The sequence below is a fragment of the Azospira sp. MPR-E4 genome (assembly GCF_058809645.1).
In genome coordinates, this window is record NZ_JBXAST010000019.1 from 35599 (window position 1) to 54508 (window position 18910).

Annotated in this window: 16 protein-coding genes and 1 pseudogene; 10 read left to right on the plus strand and 7 right to left on the minus strand. The window is 66.9% G+C overall.

Annotated elements, in window-relative coordinates:
* Positions 1 to 28 precede the first annotated feature (28 nt).
* The 7 genes from AC1RTA_RS08010 (at position 29) to AC1RTA_RS08040 (ending at position 8472) form a co-directional block, all read left to right on the plus strand.
* Positions 29 to 928, plus strand: a complete 900-nt coding sequence (locus tag AC1RTA_RS08010; protein WP_130459013.1) for an NAD(P)-dependent oxidoreductase — start codon at positions 29 to 31, stop codon at positions 926 to 928.
* Positions 929 to 941: 13 nt separating this feature from the next.
* Positions 942 to 3974, plus strand: coding sequence for a sensor domain-containing diguanylate cyclase (locus AC1RTA_RS08015; RefSeq protein WP_492784441.1), 3033 nt, complete (start codon positions 942 to 944; stop codon positions 3972 to 3974).
* On the plus strand, positions 3971 to 4861 hold the full coding sequence (locus AC1RTA_RS08020) for an NAD(P)-dependent oxidoreductase (RefSeq protein ID WP_492784442.1): 891 nt from the start codon (positions 3971 to 3973) through the stop codon (positions 4859 to 4861). The genes AC1RTA_RS08015 and AC1RTA_RS08020 overlap by 4 nt, the downstream gene beginning before the upstream one ends.
* 503 nt (positions 4862 to 5364) lie before the next feature.
* Positions 5365 to 6423, plus strand: coding sequence for a GmrSD restriction endonuclease domain-containing protein (locus AC1RTA_RS08025; RefSeq protein ID WP_492784443.1), 1059 nt, complete (start codon positions 5365 to 5367; stop codon positions 6421 to 6423).
* A 10-nt stretch (positions 6424 to 6433) separates the two neighbouring features.
* Positions 6434 to 7069, plus strand: coding sequence for a hypothetical protein (locus AC1RTA_RS08030; RefSeq protein ID WP_492784444.1), 636 nt, complete (start codon positions 6434 to 6436; stop codon positions 7067 to 7069).
* A 556-nt stretch (positions 7070 to 7625) separates the two neighbouring features.
* A complete protein-coding gene (locus AC1RTA_RS08035; RefSeq protein WP_014238442.1) occupies positions 7626 to 7883 on the plus strand; it encodes a YjhX family toxin in 258 nt (85 codons plus the stop codon).
* A gap of 82 nt (positions 7884 to 7965) precedes the next feature.
* A complete protein-coding gene (locus AC1RTA_RS08040; protein ID WP_492784445.1) occupies positions 7966 to 8472 on the plus strand; it encodes a GNAT family N-acetyltransferase in 507 nt (168 codons plus the stop codon).
* A gap of 124 nt (positions 8473 to 8596) precedes the next feature.
* Here AC1RTA_RS08040 and AC1RTA_RS08045 read toward each other — a convergent pair whose 3' ends face one another.
* From AC1RTA_RS08045 to AC1RTA_RS08065, 5 genes are all read right to left on the minus strand, one after another.
* Positions 8597 to 9865, minus strand: a complete 1269-nt coding sequence (locus AC1RTA_RS08045) for a TolC family protein (protein ID WP_157870666.1) — start codon at positions 9863 to 9865, stop codon at positions 8597 to 8599.
* A gap of 8 nt (positions 9866 to 9873) precedes the next feature.
* Entirely contained in the window at positions 9874 to 10194 is a 321-nt protein-coding gene (locus AC1RTA_RS08050; protein WP_014238439.1) for a DUF3240 family protein, read from the minus strand.
* Positions 10191 to 13277, minus strand: a complete 3087-nt coding sequence (locus AC1RTA_RS08055) for an efflux RND transporter permease subunit (protein ID WP_492784446.1) — start codon at positions 13275 to 13277, stop codon at positions 10191 to 10193. Before AC1RTA_RS08055 ends, AC1RTA_RS08050 begins: the two co-directional genes overlap by 4 nt.
* Positions 13277 to 14425: an efflux RND transporter periplasmic adaptor subunit gene (locus tag AC1RTA_RS08060; RefSeq protein WP_492784447.1), complete on the minus strand. Its 1149-nt coding sequence runs from the start codon at positions 14423 to 14425 to the stop codon at positions 13277 to 13279. The genes AC1RTA_RS08055 and AC1RTA_RS08060 overlap by 1 nt, the downstream gene beginning before the upstream one ends.
* Positions 14426 to 14644: 219 nt before the next feature.
* Entirely contained in the window at positions 14645 to 15604 is a 960-nt protein-coding gene (locus tag AC1RTA_RS08065; protein ID WP_492784448.1) for a helix-turn-helix domain-containing protein, read from the minus strand.
* A gap of 118 nt (positions 15605 to 15722) precedes the next feature.
* On the opposite strand from AC1RTA_RS08065, the gene AC1RTA_RS08070 reads away from it, so the two are divergent.
* Entirely contained in the window at positions 15723 to 16247 is a 525-nt protein-coding gene (locus tag AC1RTA_RS08070) for a cysteine hydrolase family protein (RefSeq protein ID WP_492784449.1), read from the plus strand.
* Between the two features lie 137 nt (positions 16248 to 16384).
* Here the strand turns inward: AC1RTA_RS08070 and AC1RTA_RS08075 are convergent, their stop codons facing one another.
* On the minus strand, positions 16385 to 17287 hold the full coding sequence (locus AC1RTA_RS08075; protein ID WP_492784450.1) for a LysR family transcriptional regulator: 903 nt from the start codon (positions 17285 to 17287) through the stop codon (positions 16385 to 16387).
* A gap of 188 nt (positions 17288 to 17475) precedes the next feature.
* Between AC1RTA_RS08075 and AC1RTA_RS08080 the strand changes: the two genes are divergently transcribed.
* Positions 17476 to 17874, plus strand: a complete 399-nt coding sequence (locus tag AC1RTA_RS08080) for a RidA family protein (RefSeq protein WP_492784451.1) — start codon at positions 17476 to 17478, stop codon at positions 17872 to 17874.
* A gap of 164 nt (positions 17875 to 18038) precedes the next feature.
* Here the strand turns inward: AC1RTA_RS08080 and AC1RTA_RS08085 are convergent, their stop codons facing one another.
* On the minus strand, positions 18039 to 18617 hold the full coding sequence (locus AC1RTA_RS08085) for a cob(I)yrinic acid a,c-diamide adenosyltransferase (protein WP_492784452.1): 579 nt from the start codon (positions 18615 to 18617) through the stop codon (positions 18039 to 18041).
* A gap of 85 nt (positions 18618 to 18702) precedes the next feature.
* Between AC1RTA_RS08085 and AC1RTA_RS08090 the strand changes: the two are divergent.
* A pseudogene (locus AC1RTA_RS08090) lies at positions 18703 to 18910 on the plus strand (hydroxypyruvate isomerase); the annotation flags it as partial.

Here is an 18910-nt window from a genome sequence, read left to right on the forward strand (position 1 = left end):
AACGACATCAATCACCAGAGGAAACAGTATGGAAATCGGCTTCATCGGTCTTGGCATCATGGGCCGCCCCATGGCTCTCAACCTGCTCAAGGGCGGCCACGGCGTCCATGTCTGGGCGCGCCGGCCCGAATCCATGGCGCCCCTGCTGGAGGCCGGCGCCGTCGGCTGCAGCAGCCCGGCGGCCGTAGCCGGCCAGGTCGAGGTGGTCATTTCCATGGTGGCCGATGCCCCCGACGTGGCGCAGGTGATGCTGGGCCCCGATGGCGTTGCCGCCGGCGCCGAGGGGGCCGGCAAGCACGGTCTGGTGGCGGTGGACATGAGCACCATCGCTCCCGCCGCGGCCCGTGACCTGGCCGCCAGGCTGCAGGCCCGGGGCGTGGACTTCGTCGATGCTCCGGTCTCCGGCGGCGAGGTGGGGGCCATTGCCGGCAGCCTTTCCATCATGGCCGGCGGTTCCGCCGAAGCCTTTGCCAAGGCCCTGCCGGCCTTCCTCTGCCTGGGCCAGAACGTGGTCCACGTGGGCGCCGCCGGCGCCGGCCAGGTGGCCAAGGCCTGCAACCAGATCGTCACCGGCATGGGCGTGCTGGCGGTGGCCGAAGCCTTCAACTTCGCCCGCCAGGCCGGGGTGGACCCGGCCAAGGTGCGCGAGGCCCTGCTCGGCGGCTTCGCCTACAGCCGCATCCTGGAGAACCACGGCCAGCGCATGCTGGAGCGCAACTTCAAGCCCGGCTTCAAATCCTGGATGCACCAGAAGGACCTCAACATCGTCATGCAGAGCGCCCATGAACTGGGCCTGTGCCTGCCCGGCGCCGCTGCCACGGCCCAGATGTTCAACGCCATGGTCGGTTCCGGCCTGGGGGAGGAGGATTCGGTGGCGGTGCTGAAACTGCTGGAGCGCCTTTCCGGCCGGACCGACGGGGCCGACTGAGAACCCGCCGGCCATGCCCAAACCCTTGTTCCCGGGGCGTCGTTGGCCCGTCGCGCTGCTGCTCATGGTGGCGGCGGCCCTGGCCCTGATCTGGACCTTCCTGTTGCGGGAAAACCGCCTCTTCGCCGAGGAGCGGCAGCAGCGCTTCGAGGCGGAGCGTCGGGTGGTGGCCGACCTGGTGGCGGAAAACCTGCTGCGCCAGTTGCAGCGCCTGGACGACGTGCTCCTGCTCCTGCGTAGCGAATACGTGGCCGAGCGCAAGTCAGTCGACACCACCATCGCCCTGCTGCGCCAGGGCTCCCTGCAGGAGCTGGGGGCCCGGGTCACCGTCATCGACCGGGACGGCTACGTCGCCACCTCCGATGCCCCCCGCCGTCCCGGCGAGCGGGTCTATCTGGGGGACCGGGACAACTACGTCCATTTCTCCAGCGGCGGCCGCGACAGCCTCTACATCAGCGGGCCGGTCCAGGGGCGCATGACCGGGGCGCCGGGGGTGCAGCTGTCCCGCCCCATCTTCGATGCCCGGGGCCAGTTTGCCGGGGTCGTCGCCTTCTTCATGGAGCCGCGCCAGCTCACCGCCTTCGTCCAGCACCAGGACCTGGGGCCGGACGGGGTGTTGACCCTGTATTCCGCTGCCGGCAAGGTCCTGGGCCGCTCCCGGGAAATGGAAAAGCACCTGGGCAAGCAGCTCAGCGACGAGTTGTTCGGCCCCTTCAAGAAAAGCTCCCACGGCCTGGTCACCCGGGTTTCGGCCCTGGACGGCATCACCCGCACCGTCGCCTACCGCTGGCTGGACCGCTATCCCCTGCTGGTGATGGTGGCCGTGTCGCCCCGGGGCCTGGAGGAGGAACTGCTGGCCCAGCGCAACGCCAACCTGCGCAAGGGCATGCTGCTGTCCCTGCTGGTGCTGCTGTGCGGCGGCGCCGTCGCCTTCTACCAGCTGCGCCGGGACCGGCTCGAAACCATGCTGGCCCGGGAGCGGGGCCATTTCATCGAAGCCCAGCGGGTGGCCAACCTGGGCAGTTGGGAGCGGGACATTCCGGGCAACCAGGTGTGGTGGTCCGACGAGACCTACCGCATCCTGGGCTATCTGCCGGATAGCCAGAAGCCCTCCCTGCAGGCCTTCCTGGCCCGGGTCAATCCCCGGGACCGCAAGCGCATCGAGGTCAACTTCGCTCAGGTGCGGGAGCAGGGCGGTTCCCTCGACATCGCCTGCCGCCTGCTGTTGCCGGGCAATGTGGAGCGCTACGTGCACCTGGGTGGTCGCGCCGAACGGGACGAAAACGGGCGCCCCAGCCGCCTCACCGGCACCTTGCAGGACGTCACCGACTACATGAACATGCAGCAGGCCCTGGCCGATGCGGAGGAGCGCTGGAAGTTCGCCCTGGACGGGGCCGACGCCGGGGTCTGGGACTGGTTCGTGGCGGACAACCGGGCCTATTTCTCGCCGCGCTGGAAGGCCATCCTGGGCTACCGGGACGAGGAACTGCCGAGCCGCCACGAGGAGTGGCTGGAGCGCCTGCATCCGGACGACCGGGAACGGGCCATGGCCGCCGTCACCGACCATTTCGCCGGGCGCACGCCGGTGTACGAGATGGAATTCCGCCTGCGCCACAAGGACGGCAACTACCGCTGGGTGCTGAGCCGGGGCAAGGTCTGCGCCCGGGACCCGGAGGGCCGGCCCCTGCGCATGCTCGGCATCATCTCCGACATCTCGGCGCGCAAGCAGGCCGAGCTGGACCTGGCCCGCAGCGAAGCCATGCAGCGTTCCCTGGTCTCGGCCATGGCCGAGGGCGTGGTGGTGCAGGACCAGGCAGGCAAGATCATTTCCGCCAACGCCTCGGCCCGGCGCATCCTGCGCATCGGCGAGAACCTGGTGGGCCTGGATTCCACCGACCCGGAATGGCAGGCGGTGCGGGAGGACGGCAGCCCCTTCCCCGGCCGCGACCATCCGGCCATGGTCACCCTGCGCACCGGCGTCTCCTGCGACAACATCATCATGGGCCTGCACCGGCCCGACGCCGGCCTCATCTGGCTCAGCGTGAACAGCCGGCCCCTCAACTTCGCCGACGAGCGGCAGCCCTTCGCCGTCGTCACCTCCTTCGCCGACATCACCGAGATCAAGGCGGCGGAACTCTCCAGCCGCATCTACCGGGACGTGCTGGAGCGGGCCGGCCGGGCCATTCTCATCACCGACGGCGACGGCACCATCAACAACGTGAACTCCGCCTTCGTCAGCCTCCTCGGTTACAGCCGGGAGGAGTGCCTGGGCCGGCGCACCGGCTTCTTCCGCTCCAACCGCCACAGCCCGGAATTCTTCTCCCGCATGTGGCAGGCCCTGAAGACCCGGGGCGAGTGGCGCGGCGAAATCTGGAACCGGCGCAAGACCGGCGAAGCCATCCTGGTGGAGCTGGACATCCGCTCCGTCACCGACGCCCAGGGCGGGGTGCGCCAGTTCGTCGCCGTGTACCAGGACGTCACCGAGCTGCGCCGCAGCCAGGAGGAAATGTGGCGCCTGGCCCACCATGACCCCCTCACCGGCCTGCCCAACCGCTCCCTCTTTCTCGAGCGCCTGGATCAGGCCCTGGCCCACGCCCGGCGCCAGGGCGAGCGGCTGGGCCTGCTCTACATGGACCTGGACGGCTTCAAGAGCGTCAATGACACCTACGGCCACCAGGCCGGCGACACGGTGCTGCAGGAGGTGGGGCGCCGCCTGCAGAATGCCGTGCGCACCAGCGACACGGTGGCCCGCCTGGCCGGCGACGAATTCGCCGTGCTCCTCGCCCACCTCTCCGTTGAGGACGATCTGGAGCGGGTGATGGGCGAGATCGAAAACGCCGTCGCCCGCCCGGTGATGTGGCAGGGCCAGGAACTGCGGGTCGGCGTTTCCATCGGCAGCGCCGTCTTCCCCGACCAGGCCGACGTGGCCGAATCCCTCATCGGCGCCGCCGACCAGGCCATGTACCTGGCCAAGCAGCAGCACCGCCAGGCCGCCGGCCCCGGCGGCGCCCCATCCCCATCCCTTCAGTCACTGCATTCCACATGACCGCCAGCTCCTCCGCCAAACCCGCCGTCGGCTTCATCGGCCTCGGCGTCATGGGCCGCCCCATGGCCGGCCACCTGCTCGACGCCGGCTATTCCCTCACCGTGTGGGGCCGCCGCCCGGCCAGTACTGAGCCCCTGGCCGAAATGGGCGCCGCCGTCGCCGCCACCCCGGCCGAGGTCGGGCGCCGGGCCGAGATCGTGTTCACCGTGGTCACCAGCGGCAGCGACGTCAAAAGCGTGGTCCTCGGCGAAGCCGGCCTCATCGAAGGCCTGGCCCCCGGCAGCGTGGTGGTGGACATGAGCACCATCGCCCCCGGCGATGCCCGGGAGATCGCCGCCGCCCTGGCCGCCCGGGGCATCCACTTCCTCGACGCCCCCGTTTCCGGCGGCGAGCAGGGCGCCATCCACGCCACCCTGGCCATCATGGCCGGCGGCGACGCCGCCGTACTGGAGCGGGTGCGGCCCCTGCTGCTGCGCCTGGGCAAAACCGTGGTGCACATCGGCGACAACGGCGCCGGCCAGGTGGCCAAGGCCTGCAACCAGATGATCATGGTGGCCGCCATCCAGGCCTGCGCCGAAGCCATGCACCTGGCCGCCGCCAGCGGCGTGGACACCTCCCGCCTGCGCGAAGCCCTGCTCGGCGGCTCCGCCGGCAGCCGGGTGCTGGAGGTGATGGGCGAGCGCATGGCGGAGCGGGACTTCGCCGCCGGCATCGAGGCCCGGCTGCACCACAAGGATTTCGGCATCCTCCTGACCGAGGCCCACGCCCTGGGCGCGCCCCTGCCGGTGGCGGCCCAGGTGGGCCAGCAACTCAACGCCCTGATGGGGCAGGGCATGGGCAAGGACGACACCTCCTCCCTGCTGCGGGTGCTGGAGGGGAAGGGCTAGTTTCGACGGTGTTGATCTGATCCGGGCATTGGCCCGGGAGGCAATGGGGACGGGCGTTTTCACCGGGGTATGGTGGGAATGGCCGTCCTTTTTGGTTGGTGGGGGGCTTTGTTTCTGGGGGATTGGTTGGGCGCGGATTGTTGATTTTGCGGCTGTATTCCGCGCCTGACACGCGGGTTACTTATTCTTGTCTCGCCAAGAATAAGTAACCAACAAGAAGGCGACCCTCACCCCCGGCCCTGCGGGCTCCCCTGCGCTGCTCAGTCGAGCGGGGCGGCTGCGGAACTCGGTCCCTGCGGGACCTCAGACAGTCCTCGCCGAAAGCCCCCCCGCCCGCCTTGCGCTGCTCGGCTGGGGTGGAAGGGATTGATTTCCTCGTGGATACTCTTGGATATGCCACGTTCCCGACAGCATGGACTGTACTAATTTCACGAGATTTTTGGTGGAACGTGCTTCAATAAGACTAAGTAAAATTTTCTATTTTTTTTGTCGGAGTTCTTCTCATGAAACTCGATAACAGCACTTATTCCGTCGCAGAATTACGCGACATGCTTAATCGTAAAGATTTGCTTGTTAATAGTACTTATCAGCGTGGTGCTGGGCTGTGGCCTTCAAGTGCCAGAAGCTATTTCATTGATACCATTCTTATGGGTTTTCCGTTTCCTAAACTTTATTTTTTTGAAACGCTAGATAGGTCTTCTCGTCGAATAATTAGAGAAATCGTTGATGGGCAACAACGAATTACGTCAATAATAGATTTTATTCAAAATAAATTCCGCTTGACATCTGTTTCTCGTCAATTTCAAGGTTTGAAATTTTCTGATCTTCCTGATGATATTCAAATGGAGTTTTTGTCGCATCCAATTCCGGTTGATGTTATCCGCAATGCAAGTAAAGCAGAAATTCTAGAAATGTTTCGTCGGATGAATGCATACACCCTTCCTTTAAATGATGCTGAAAAAAGACATGCTCAGTATCATGGGAAATTTAAGTGGTTTGTTACTACTCTTACTGACGAGTTATCTGAGGTTGTTGTTGGGTTTGATATTTTGACAAACCGTCAGATTGTGCGGATGGCAGATGCTGAACTTATTGCAGAAATGGTGTTGAGCCTTGAATCGGGAATTATTAGTACTAGTCCAACGTTGTTAAACAAGCTGTACTCTGGTTATGATGATTCTTTCGAGAAAGAAAGTGAGTATGGTGGTTTGATTAGAGAGTTTTTTGATTTTATCAATCAACAATTGACTGACTTTAAAGGGTCGTTTCTGATGAAGTCTTATACAGTCCATACCTTATTTTGTGCTTATGTTCTCAATAAGGTTGGGCTTCCGGATGAGTTTGGTGAGATTGGTTTGGAATCAATTGGTCGGCCGTATAACAATATTGATATTGCACGAGAGCAGTTAAGGGCTCTTTCGTTTGCTCACGAGAGTAAAGATATCGAAGGGAATTTCAAAGACTATGTTCTGGCTATCGAAGGGGCCACAACAAGAAAGCCTAGTCGGCTCACGAGAACTAGATTTTTGGCTAAGGCGCTTAGAGGTGATCTGCCGATTTGAGAGGTTTCCCGTGGATTTGATCATTCAGTTTAATCGATTAAATGCGCGCCTTGCTATGGTGGAGAGTCGATTTACTGACTTCCGAAAAAATATGCCACTTCGGTTAGAGCACAAGGACTGGATGTTCCTCGAAGGGCTTATGTCTGCTACTTGGCAATACTGGTGCCATTTTTGTAGAACGGTAGTTGTTCAGTCTGCTCTTGGGGCAAAAACTGCAGGCGGTGTCGTTCTTCCTCCTTGTGCAAACTCATGGGAAGAGGTTTCTGCTGCGGCTATTTTGGCCGCCAAAAATAGGCCGATTGTTCCGGGGGAAATGAACGCAGCCTTACGTCGTGAGCCAACATGGGGGGATACAAACAAACTATTGAATATCGTCCAAAAATTGCCATTGGCAAACCGGCTACAGTTAGCTCAGTCATTTGGCGCTAGTGGCTATATTTTGCATATTCAAACAGTGAGAAATGCTGCGGCACATCGCCATCACCAGAACACTGCTGATGTTCTGAATTTGGGCCCATTTTATATTGTTTCACGATTGAGGCATCCCACTGAGGCGCTTCTTTGGCTAGAACAGAATAGTAAAAATTTTGCTTTCTTGTTTTGGCTGGATGATATGAAGATGGTTGCACATATGGCGGTTCAATAATTTCATTGGTTTTATAGTTCAAATTTCTTGAATGAACTTTGATGAGGTTGCTCTTCATCCGCCCTGTGCTGCGCCAAACCGGGCTCGCCTTTTCTTTGGTTACTCTTCTTTTGGCGAAGCAAAAGAAAGCAACCCGCGCGTCAGGCGCGGAACACAGCGGTCGCTAAACCCACCACGCCCGAAGACTCAAACCGGCATCCACGCGCCCATAGTCCCGGAAACAACAGCGCCACCACCCAATAACGACGCCACTTTCCGCCATGCCATGGCTGGAAGGGCCGTCCCTCCTGCCTTGCAGGCCGGGTGCCAGGCGTCCGGCGGCGCCCTGCCCGACACCGCCCCGATTGCCCCGCCCCGAGGGGAGCGCTATCATTCGCGCCTGCCCGGCAAACGGGCAAGCCCATTCCATTTGAGTTAGGTCTGTATGTTGGAGATTGCCGCAATCCGATAACTCCGTCTGGCCCCGCCGGCCGCGAGTTATCGATATGCCCATAGCGTCGATGGCGCCTCTCGGAGGCTGCCGTCGTGTGTGCATTTGATTGCGGAACAATCCAACATGAATCTTTCCAAGCCCGAGCAGCGGACGTTGCACGTCCTCGCCAAAGGCGGCCATATCGAACATCACCGCGATGCTTCCGGCCGCATTACCCACGTCGATTGCTATACCCGCGAAGGTTTCGTCCTCAGCGACTGCACCTTGCCGGTGTTCAAGAAGCTGAAAGCCAAGCGTCTCATCGCCTCCCTGGACGGCCGGCCTTACCGGATCAACCGGGCCGGCCTGGGGGCCGTGCGCGGCCAGCTCGACAACCAGTAATCCTCTCGCGCCACCGCCCGGCCCGGGGCCCTACTGGCGGCCGGGCGGCACGGCGCCTGCATTGCAAAAAGGAATTCATCACATGACCATCACCATTCGTCCCGAAGAGCCGGCCGACAGCGCCGCCATTTTCGACCTGACCCGCCTGGCCTTTGCCACGGCGGCCCACAGCGCGGGCACCGAGCAGTTCATCGTCGGCGCCCTGCGAGATAGCGGCAGGCTCAGCCTTTCCCTGGTGGCGGAGGAGGGCGGGCGCCTTCTCGGCCACGTGGCCTTTTCGCCGGTGACCCTGAGCCCGGCCGCTCCCGGCTGGTTCGGGGTCGGCCCCATCTCGGTGCTGCCAGAGCATCAGGGCTGCGGCATCGGCAGCCGGCTGATGCGGCACGGCCTGGAGGAACTGCGCCGGCGCGGCGCCGCCGGCTGCGTGCTGGTGGGGGAGCCGGCCTTCTACGGCCGCTTCGGCTTCGTCCAGGCGGCGCCGCTGCTGCTGCCGGAGGTGCCGCCCGAGTACTTCCAGGCCCTGGCCTTCCAGGGGCCGTTGCCGGCCGCCAGCGTCGCCTTCGATCCGGCCTTCTTCGCCACCGCCTAGCCGTAGCGGTCCGCTGCCTGACAGCGGCACCATCGCCACCAACAAGAAGGGGCGGTCTTTCCCACCGTTGCACGGTGGGGAGGCCCGTCCCTTCTGCCTTCCCTGGCGGTGCTTCGTGACGGCCTTATTTCTCCGTGTGCTCCCCGTCCACCGGCCACAGGCCGTGGCCGTCCAGGTATACCCGGTAGCGGCTTTCCAGGGCGTCGAGGCGGCTCTGGTTGGCGGCGAGGCGGGCTTCGTTGGCCTGGCGCTGGGCGGTGAGCAGTTCGGTGATGCCGGCTTCGCCCAGCTGGTAGGCCCGGGCCATGAGGGCGGCGGCCTGTTCGATGCGCTGGGCGGCATCCTCGGCCCGACGCCAGGATTCGTAGGCGGCCCGGGCGTTGGCCAGGAGGGCGGCCACTTCGGCGTTGATGCGGGCCAGGGTGGCGGCCTCCCGGCTGGCGGCGGCGCTGGCGTAGGCGGCGTCGCGGCGGGCGGTGGCGCTGCGCAGGCTGCCGGAGAAGGGGATGGAGATGCTGACCCCGGCGATGCGTTCCTCGCCGCCCTTGTCGGAGCCCACGTGCACTCCCAGGGTGGGGTCGGGCATCCGCTCGGCGTCGGCCCGGTTGGCCACCAGCCGGGCCTGTTCGCTCTCGGCCCGGGCCAGCATCAGCTCGTGGTTGTGTTCCAGCAGGTGCTCGCGCCACTCGGCCTCTTCCAGGGGCAGGGGCTCGCTGGGGGCCACCTGCCTAGGCTGGGGCAGGCTGGGGAAGCGGGCCGCCAGGTCGGCTTCGGCCACCTGGCGGCGCAGGCGGGCCTGTTCCAGGGCGGCCTGGGCCTGGGCGGCGGCGGCTTCGGCCTGCATCAGTTCCAGGCGCGGCGCGTCCCCCAGCTGCACGCGGCGGGCGGTGACCTGGCGCTGGCGGGCCAGGGATTCGCTCTGGCGCTGCCACTGGGCGGCGCCTTCGTTTTCCCGCAGCCAGATGAACCAGTAGCGCAGCAGGCTGCGGGAGGTTTCGTGCAGGGTGTCGCCCAGGGCCACCTTGGCCATGGCTTCGCCGTTGGCGCCGAGCTGCTCGTCGAGGGCGGCCTTGCCGGGCAGGCGGATGCCCCGCTCGATGCCGCCGCTCCATTCCCGGTAGCGTTCGTTGGCGGCACCATTGACGCCGTTGACGTTGCGCCGCTGGCTGCCGACCCGGGCGGTCCATTCATAGGGGCCGGCTTCCAGGCGCTTGCGGTTCTCGCCCTCGGCTTCCAGCATGGCTTCGGCGGCCTTGGCCTGGGGCGCGAGGCGGATGGCGTTGACCGCCGCTTCCCGCGGCGGCAGGTCGGTGGGGTAGGCCAGGGGCGGCGGTTCGGCGGCCTGGAGGGCGGCGCTGCAGAGCAGGGCAGCCAGGGGCATCAGTTTCAGCATGGGGCCCATTACAGCCTCCCGGATTGCTGGACCGGGGCGGTCCAGTAGTAGATGTCGGCGCCGGTGAATTGCTGGCGCAGGTCCCGCAGCAGGTCGTGCACGTGGGTGCCGGCCATGAGGGCCTGGATGCGGAAGCGGCGGGCCCGGCCGCGCACCCGTTCGGCGGCGGTTTCGTAGGCGATGTCGCCGCCGTGGGCATCCACCGGGCGGGAGGTGAAATGGCCCACGGTCTCGGCCCGGTCGAGGAGGAAGTCCACCACCGCATCTTCCAGATTGGGGTGGATCACCAGGGTCAGGCAGGTATCCACGGGGCGATTGTTTGCGCTCATGGCCGTTCTCCCGGAGTGTTGTCGAAGCCGAAGCGGCGGTAGAGGATGGGCAGCAGCAGCAGGGTCAGCAGGGTGGAGCTGAGCAGGCCGCCGATGACCACGATGGCCAGGGGCTTCTGGATCTCGGAACCGGGGCCGCTGGCGAAGAGCAGGGGCACCAGGCCGAAGGCGGCGATGGAGGCCGTCATCAGCACCGGGCGCAGGCGCCGCCTGGCCCCTTCCCGCACCACCTGCTCCAGGGGCAGGCCCTGGGTGCGCAGCTGGTTGAAGTAGGTGAGCATCACCACGCCGTTGAGCACGGCGATGCCGAGCAGGGCGATGAAGCCGACCGAGGCGGGCACCGACAGGTACTGGCCGGAAAGCAGCAGGGCGAAGACGCCGCCCACCAGGGCGAAGGGGATCATGGCCAGGACCAGGCCGGCCTGGCGCAGGGAACCGAAGGTGGAAAAGAGCAGCATGAAAATCAGGCCCAAAGCCACCGGCACCACCAGCATCAGGCGCTGGGCGGCCCGCTGCTGGTTCTCGAACTGGCCGCCCCAGACGATGCGGTAGCCCTGGGGCAGCTTCAGCTGCTGGGCCACCTTGGCCTGGGCTTCCTCGACGAAGCCCACCAGGTCCCGGTCCCGCACGTTGGACTGGATCACCACGTAGCGCTGGGCGTTTTCCCGGTCCACCTTGACCGGGCCTTCCACCCGCTCGATCTTGGCCACCTGGGACAGGGGCACGGTGCGGACATTGGCGCCTTCGCCGGGCAGGGACAGGCGCAGGTCGGCGAAGCGCTCGACGCTGGTCTTGTAGTCCGGGCCGCCCCGCAGCAGCACCGGGGTGCGCCGTCCCGGCTCCACCACCAGGCCGGCGGGCAGGCCTTCCACCAGGGTCTTGAGGGCGTTCTGCACGTCTTCAATGGGCAGGCCCAGACGGCCGGCGGCGAGGCGGTCGATCTCCACCTTGAGGTACTGCACCCCTTCGTTCTTCAGGGTGAACACGTCCTCCGCGCCCTTGATGCCCTTGAGCAGGGCGACGATGCCGTCGGCGGCGTGATTGAGCTGGTCCAGATCGGTGCCGAAGACCTTCACCGCGATGTCGCCGCGCACGCCGGTGAGCATTTCCGAGATGCGCATGTCGATGGGCTGGGTGAAGGTGTAGGCGATGCCGGGGAAGTCTTCCATCACCTGGCGCAGCTGGTCGGTGAGCCAGTCCTTGTCCGGCTGGCGCCATTCGTCGATGGGCTTGAGCACGAGAAAGGTGTCGGTCTGGTTGAGGCCCATGGGGTCCAGGCCCAGTTCGTCGGAGCCGACCCGGGCGATGATGTTCTTCACCTCCGGCACCCGCTCCAGGATGGCTCGCTGCACCCGCTGATCCGTTTCCACCGTCTCCTCCAGGCTGATGGAGGGCAGCTTTTCCAGCTGGATGATGAGGTCGCCCTCGTCCATGGTGGGCAGGAAGGTCTTGCCCAGCAGGGTGTAGGCACCGATGGCCAGCACCAGCAGGGCCAGGGCGGCGACCACCACCTGCCGGGTGTGGGCCAGGGCCCAGTCCAGGGCCGGGGCGTAGGCGGCGTTGAGTTTCTGCACCAGCCAGGCCTCGTGGTGGCCGCCCCGTTGCATGAGCATGGAGGCCAGGGCCGGGATGACGGTGAGGGCCAGCAGCAGGGAGGAGACCAGGGCGAAGACGATGGTCAGGGCCACCGGGATGAAGAGCTTGCCTTCCAGCCCCTCCAGGGTCAGCAGGGGCACGAAGACGATGACGATGATGGCGATGCCGGAGGCCACCGGCACCGTCACCTCCCGCACCGAGCGGTAGATGACGTGTAGCAGGGGCAGGCGGGCGGAGGTATGGGGGCTGGAGAGGTGGCTCTCCACGTTTTCCACGATCACCACCGCCGCATCCACCAGCATGCCGATGGCGATGGCCAGGCCGCCCAGGCTCATCAGGTTGGCGGAGAGGCCGAAGTACTGCATGAGGATGAAGGTGAGCAGGGCCGAGAGGGGCAGGATCACCGACACCACCAAGGCCGCCCGCAGGTTGCCGAGGAAGGCCAGGAGCAGGATCACCACCAGCACGATGGCCTCGCCCAGGGCCTTGGAGACGGTGCCCACGGCCCGCTCCACCAGATGGCCCCGGTCGTAGAAGGGCACGATGCTGACGCCTTCGGGCAGGGTGGCCTGGATCTCGGCCAGCTTGGCCTTCACCTGGTCCACCACCTGCTGGGCGTTGGCGCCGCGCAGGCCCAGCACCAGGCCTTCCACCGCCTCGCCCTGGCCGTCCTTGGTCACCGCGCCGTAGCGGGTGAGGGCGCCGAAGCGCACCTCGGCCACGTCGCCCACCCGCACCGGATTGCCACCGCGCTGGGCGATGACGATGGCGCGCAGGTCATCCAGGCTGTGCACGGCCCCTTCGACCCGCACCAGCAGGGTTTCCTCGCCCTCGGTGAGGCGGCCGGCGCCGTCGTTGCGGTTGTTGCCTTCCACCGCCTGGCGCAGTTCGTTGAGGCTGACGCCCCGGGCGTTGAGGGCCGCCGCGTCGGGCACCACCTCGAAGGCCTTGGCGTGGCCGCCCAGGCTGTTCACGTCGGCGACGCCGCGCAGGGTGCGCAGCTGGGGGCGGATGGTCCAGTCCAGGATGGTCCGTTTCTCCTCCAGGGAGAGGGGGCCTTCCACGGTGAACATGAACATTTCGGAGAGGGGCGTGGTGATGGGGGCCAGGCCGCCGCTGGCGCCGGGGGGCAACTCGACGCCGCCGAGGCGCTCGGCCACCTGCTGGCGGGCCCAGTAGATGTCGGTGCCGTCCTCGAAGTCGATGGTGACGTCGGCGATGGCGTATTTGGAGGTGGTGCGCAGGATGCGCTGCTTGGGGATGCCCAGCATTTCCTGCTCGATGGGCACCACGATGCGGGCCTCCACCTCTTCCGGGGTCATGCCCGGCGCCTTCATGATGATTTTCACCTGGGTGGTCGAAACGTCGGGGAAGGCGTCGATGGGCAGGTTGTGGAAAGCCATGATGCCGGCGCCCACCAGCAGGGCCGTCAGCACCAGCATCAGGAGGCGCTGGGCCAGGGAGAATTCGACCAGGCGGGAGAGCATTATTGGGCGCTCCCGGCATCGCCCGCGGCAGTGCTCCAGGCGGACTTGAGGGCGCTGACGCCCTTCACCGCCACCGCCGCGTTGGCCGCCAGGGCGCTGCCGCTCACCAGCACATCGGCGCCGGCGTTACCGGCCACGCTCACCGGGGTGGCCTGGAAGCCGGGCCTGGCGCCGGCCGTCTGCACGAAGACCCAGGCCTGGCCGGCCTGGCGCACCACGGCGGCCTGGGGGATGCGGTAGGTGGCGCTCTTGCCGGCAGTGGCGCCGGCCTGGGGCGCCGCGGCCACCGTGGCTTCCACCATCTGGCCCGGGTGCAGGGAGTCGAGACCCGCGTCCATCCTCGCCCGCAGGGTCACGGTCTGGCTGCCGGGGCTGATCTGGCGGCCCACGTTGATGAGCTTGCCGCTGGCCTCGCTGCCGGCGATGCGCACCGCCGCCCCTTCCTTCAGGTTGCCGGCCAGGGCGGCGGGGGCCTGGATTTCCAGCCACAGGGGATTCAGTTGGGCCACGGTGAACAGGGCGGTGGCCGCCTCCACCCGGCTGCCCACGGCGGCGCTGGCTTCCAGCACCACGCCGTCCAGGGGCGCGCTGACCGCCACTTCCGGGGTCAGGCTGCCGCCGCCGGCGGTGGCGCCGGCAATGCGCAGTTCGGCCTGCAGTTCCCGCGCCGCCACCGCCGCCTGGGCCTGGCTGGCGCGGCTGGCCTGGAGCCGGGCTTCGGCGATGATGCCTTCCTTGAACAGCTGTTCGTCCCGGGCCAGGCTGCGCTGGGCCAGGTCGGCCTGCTGCCTGGCCTGCAGGTAGTCCCGTTGCACCTGCAAGAGGCCCGGGCTGGCCAGGCGGGCCAGCATCTGGCCCTTCTTCACCGTCTGCCCGGCCACGGCGCCCACCTGGGTCAGCAGGCCGGCCAGGGGCGCCGCCACCACCCGCATCTGCTCCACCGGCACCACCACCTTGGCCGGCAGGCCGGCGGCGCTGCCCGTATCGGCGGCGGCCAGGGGCCGGGTTTCCACCCCCAGGGCCTTGGCCTGGGCGGGGGCCAGGGCAATGAAGTCGGCCGGGTTGGCGGCCCGGGCCGGGAAGGCCAGGGCGCAGAGCAGGGCGACGGCGGCGAGGCTGAAGCTGGGGGAAGGATGGCGACGGTTCATGGCGGCACTCTGAGTCAGTTTGTGCGCCACCTTAACCGGCGAATCTTAAGGCGGTCTTAAGGCGCAGGGATGGGGCTTGCCGCCCTGCCTGTCCGGAGGGGCAGGAAGGACGCGGATTTCCGCCATGCCATGCCGGAGAGGCAGGCGGGGCAAGGCGTTCCGGGCATGGGGGCGTTGGCGGGCTGAGCGGCGGGCGGTGTTGCGGGCATGGCGGCGCCCTCAGGCCCCGTCCCGGGCGCCGAAGGATTGCCGCCACTGGCTGGGGGAAACCCCCAGGCTGCGGCGGAAGTGCAGGCGCAGGGCTTCCGGGGAGCCGAAGCCGGCCAGCTGGGCGATGCGCTCGATGCCGTGGTCGTTGCTTTCCAGCAGGCGCTGGGCCAGACCCAGTCGTTCCCCCAGCAGCCACTGGCCGACCGTGGCGCCGGTGAGCTGGCGGAAGTGGCGGGTGAAGGTGCGCCGGCTCATCAGGGCCTGGGCCGCCAGGCTGTTGAGGTCGTGGGGCTGTTCCAGGCTGGCCCGCACCCGGTCCAGCAATGCCGCCAGGCGGGAATCGCCGGCGCTGGCGGGCAGGGGCTGGGGGATGTACTGGGCCTGGCCGCCCTGGCGGTGGGGCGGTGTCACCAGGCGGCGGGCCACCCGGTTGGCGGCAGTGGCGCCGCAGCGCTGGCGCAGCAGGTGCAGGCAGGCGTCGATGCCCGCCGCCGTGCCGGCGGAAGTGAGGAGGTTGCCTTCGTCCACGTAGAGCACCCCCGGGTCCAGGGTCACGGCCGGGTAGCGGCGGGCGAAGTCCGCGGCGAATTCCCAGTGGGTGGTGGCGCGGCGGCCGTCCAGCAGGCCCGCCTCGGCCAGCACGTAGGCCCCCAGACACAGGCCCACCACCTGGGCACCGCGCCGGTGGGCGGCCACCAGGGCGTCGAGCACGGCCCGGGGCGGCCGTTCCGCCGGATCGCGCCAGCTCGGCACGATCACCACCCGGGCCGTGGCCAGGGCCTCCAGGCCCTGTTCCACGTTGAGGCTGAAGCCGGCGGTGGTGGCGAGGGGGCCGTCCTCCCAGGCGCATACCCGCAGTTCGAAGGCCGGGGCGCCCAGGTGGCGCTCGCCGAAGACGACGCAGGGCACGGAGAGGTGGAAGGGGCTGATGCGCTGGTAGGCCAGCACGGCGACGGGGAGCCGGTTCATGGCAGTTCCCTGGAAATGGTGTGGCCCGATATTAACGGAAATTGTCATTCGGGCCACTGCCGGTGGTGCCGGGGCTGGCCAATAATCGGACCATCGCACCCCACTCAAGGAGAACCCCATGAGCAACAGCAAACCCGCCCTGGTCGTGATCGACCTGCAGAACGACTATTTCCCCGGCGGCGCCTTTCCCCTGTGGCAGCCGGAGGCGGTGCTGGAGCGCACCCTGGCGGCGGTGGCCGCGGCCCGGGCCCGGGGCGTGCCGGTGATCCTGGTGCAGCACGTGGCCGACCCGGCCAAGGGGCCGGCACCTTTCTTCAACCAGGGGACGCCGGGCGTGGACATCCACCCCCGTCTCCTGGCCGCTGCGCCGGAGGCGCCGGTGGTGCTGAAGCGTTTCGCCGACAGCTTCCACCAGACCGATCTGGAAGCCGTGCTGGCGCAGCGGGGCATCACCGAACTGTGGCTGTGCGGAATGATGACCCACAACTGCGTCACCCATACCGCCCTCTCCAAGGCGGCGGAGAAGTACCCGGTCTCGGTGCTGAAGGACTGCTGCACCACGGTCAGCGAGATGATCCACCGCATCGCCCTCAGCGCCCTGACCACCCGGGTGGCGGTGGTGGATACGGCGGCGCTGCTGTAGACCGGCCCGCCCGGGGCGGTCGGCACCGGCGGTTTGCCGGCGCTGCGGCGGCTGCTGTGGAAAGTGCCGTCTGGTGGGCCGCCAATCGCGGCGAGGGCGCCGGCAGGCCGTGGCGCGGGCCGGCTCCCGGCCCGGCGTCAGGAAATGCCGGCGATCAGTTCGGCCGCCCAGTCGATGAAGGCCCGCAGCCGGGCATTGTTGCGCCGGCTGGGGGGGAAGGTGGCATGCAGGGGCATGGGGTCCAGTTGCCAGTCCGGGAATAACCGGATCAGGGAGCCTGCGGCCACGTGGGGCCGGGCCATGTAGTCGGGCAGCCAGACGATCCCCAGCCCGGCCAGGGCCGCCGCCAGGTAGGCGTTGCCGTCGTCCACGGCCAGGGCGTAGTGGCCGCGGATGCCGAGGGCCTCCTGCTGCCGTCGCATCAGATAGGGCGCCTGCTGGTTCCGGTGGGCCCACAGATAGCCGACGATGCGATGCTCCGGACCCTCCAGTTCCCGGGGGTGCTGCGGCGAACCCAGGCGCTGCAGATAGTCGGGCGCCGCGTAGGTCTGCAGGCGCAGGTCGCCCAGGCGTCTGGCAATCAGCGTCGGGTCCGCCATGGGGCCGCCCCGGATGACGCCGTCGATGTTTTCGTCCAGCAGGTCCGAAGTACGGTCGCTGACCCGCATGTCGATCTGGATGTCGGGATGGCGTGCGAAAAAGGTGGGCAGGGCCGGCAACAGTACCAGGCGCGCCAGGGGGCTGGGCACGTCGAGGCGCAGGCGGCCGCCCAGGGTCTCCTGGCTTGCGGTGACGCTGTTTTCCGCATCGTCCAGATCGGCCAGCAGGCGCACCGCCCGCTCGTAAAAGGCGCTGCCGGCGCCGGTCACTCCCACCTTGCGCGTGGTCCTGTCCAGCAGACGGACCTGCAGCCGCTTCTCCAGCTGCTGCACCAGCTGGGTCGCCGTGGCCCGGCTGATGTGCAGGGTCTCCGCCGCCTTGGTGAAGCTGCCGGTGTCGACGACGCAGGTAAAGGCGCGCATGGCATCGAAGCGGTCCATGTTTGTTTTGATTTTCCGGTGATGATTGTTTGCATTCTACAAACACTGTTGCCCAGCCGCCGCCATTTATCGGCTCCGGCCCCGGCGCTACAGTGGGCGCTCCGCTGCAGCGTGCCCCGCCTCCGGGGGGCGCTCCCCTTACCGCCATGTCCGGCCATCGCCGCCGGCCAAGAAAGAGAGCCCTTGCCATGACATCACCCCGCGATGCGGTATTCCCGCCCGGGCGCCAAGCCCTGTATGAACGCAACCGCTATTCCCCCGCCGTGCGCTCGAACGGCTTCCTCTTCGTCTCCGGCCAGGTCGGCAGCCTCGACGACGGTTCGCCGGAGCCGCAGCTGGAGGCCCAGATCCGCCGCGCCTTCGACAACCTGAACGGGGTGCTGGAGGCCGCCGGCTGCACCTTTGCCGACGTGGTGGAGGTGACCGTGTTCCTGGTCGATCCCGAGGCCGTGCTGGAGACCTTCTGGCGGGTGTTGCCGGACTACTGGGGCGAGGCTCCCTATCCCGCCCTGACCGGGGTGGGGGTGACCTGGCTCTATGGTTTCCAGTTCGAGATCAAGGTCATCGCCCGCCTGCCCGGGGCCTGAGCCCGATACGTCTTGCGGAGAGATGCCGCCCGGTAACTCTGTCCAGTCGGTCGCTGCGTCCTTGATGGCGCCAGGGCTTGCGGCCAGGACTGGCTGGCGACTGGCGGCCACCGGCCAAGAAAAAAGGCACCGAGCGGTGCCTTTTTCTTTCCGGCTTCAGACCTTCACGCCTGTTTCGGCTTGGCCTTGCGCTCGTGCTTCCACAGCACGTCGCCGCAGCCAGCGGAGTGATTCAAGGCCCGGCCGAGGACGAAGAGCAGGTCGGAGAGCCGGTTGAGGTACTGGCGCGGGCCGTCGGCCACGCTCTCGGCGTGGGCCAGGCGCACCACGGCGCGCTCGGCGCGGCGGCAGATGGTGCGGGCCAGGTGGGCGTGGGCGGCGGCCCGGGTGCCGCCGGGGAGGATGAATTCCTTGAGGGGCGCCAGGGGCTCGTTGAAGTCGGCCACCCATTGCTCCAGGCGCAGCACCTGTTCTTCCTTGACCATTTCCATGCCGGGGATGCACAGCTCGCCCCCCAGGTCGAAGAGGTCGTGCTGGACCTGGATCAGGGCTTCCCTCGCGGCGGCGTCGATGGCCTCGGGGAAGCTTTCGGCCAGCAGCAGGCCGAGGGAGGAGTTGAGCTCGTCCACCTCGCCGATGGCGTCGATGCGCAGACTGTCCTTGCCGGTGCGGGAACCGTCGCCGAGGCCGGTTTCACCCTGGTCGCCGGTGCGGGTGACGATCTTGGAAAGGCGGTTGCCCATGGCGGTCTCCTCTGTCTTATAGATAACTTGGTGGGCCGATTATACTGAGGCTTTCCCCTTCGCCGCCCTTGCGTTTCCCGCCCTTATGTTGAAATTTGCCGCCAATCTGAGCTTTCTCTTTGCCGAGCATCCCTTCCTCGAGCGCTTCGCCCGGGCCGCCGCCGCCGGCTTCCGGGGCGTCGAATACATGTTTCCCTATGCCCACGCCAAGGAGGAAATCGCCGAGCGCCTGCAGGCCCACAACCTGGAGCAGGTGCTGTTCAACCTGCCGGCGGGGGACTGGGAGGGGGGCG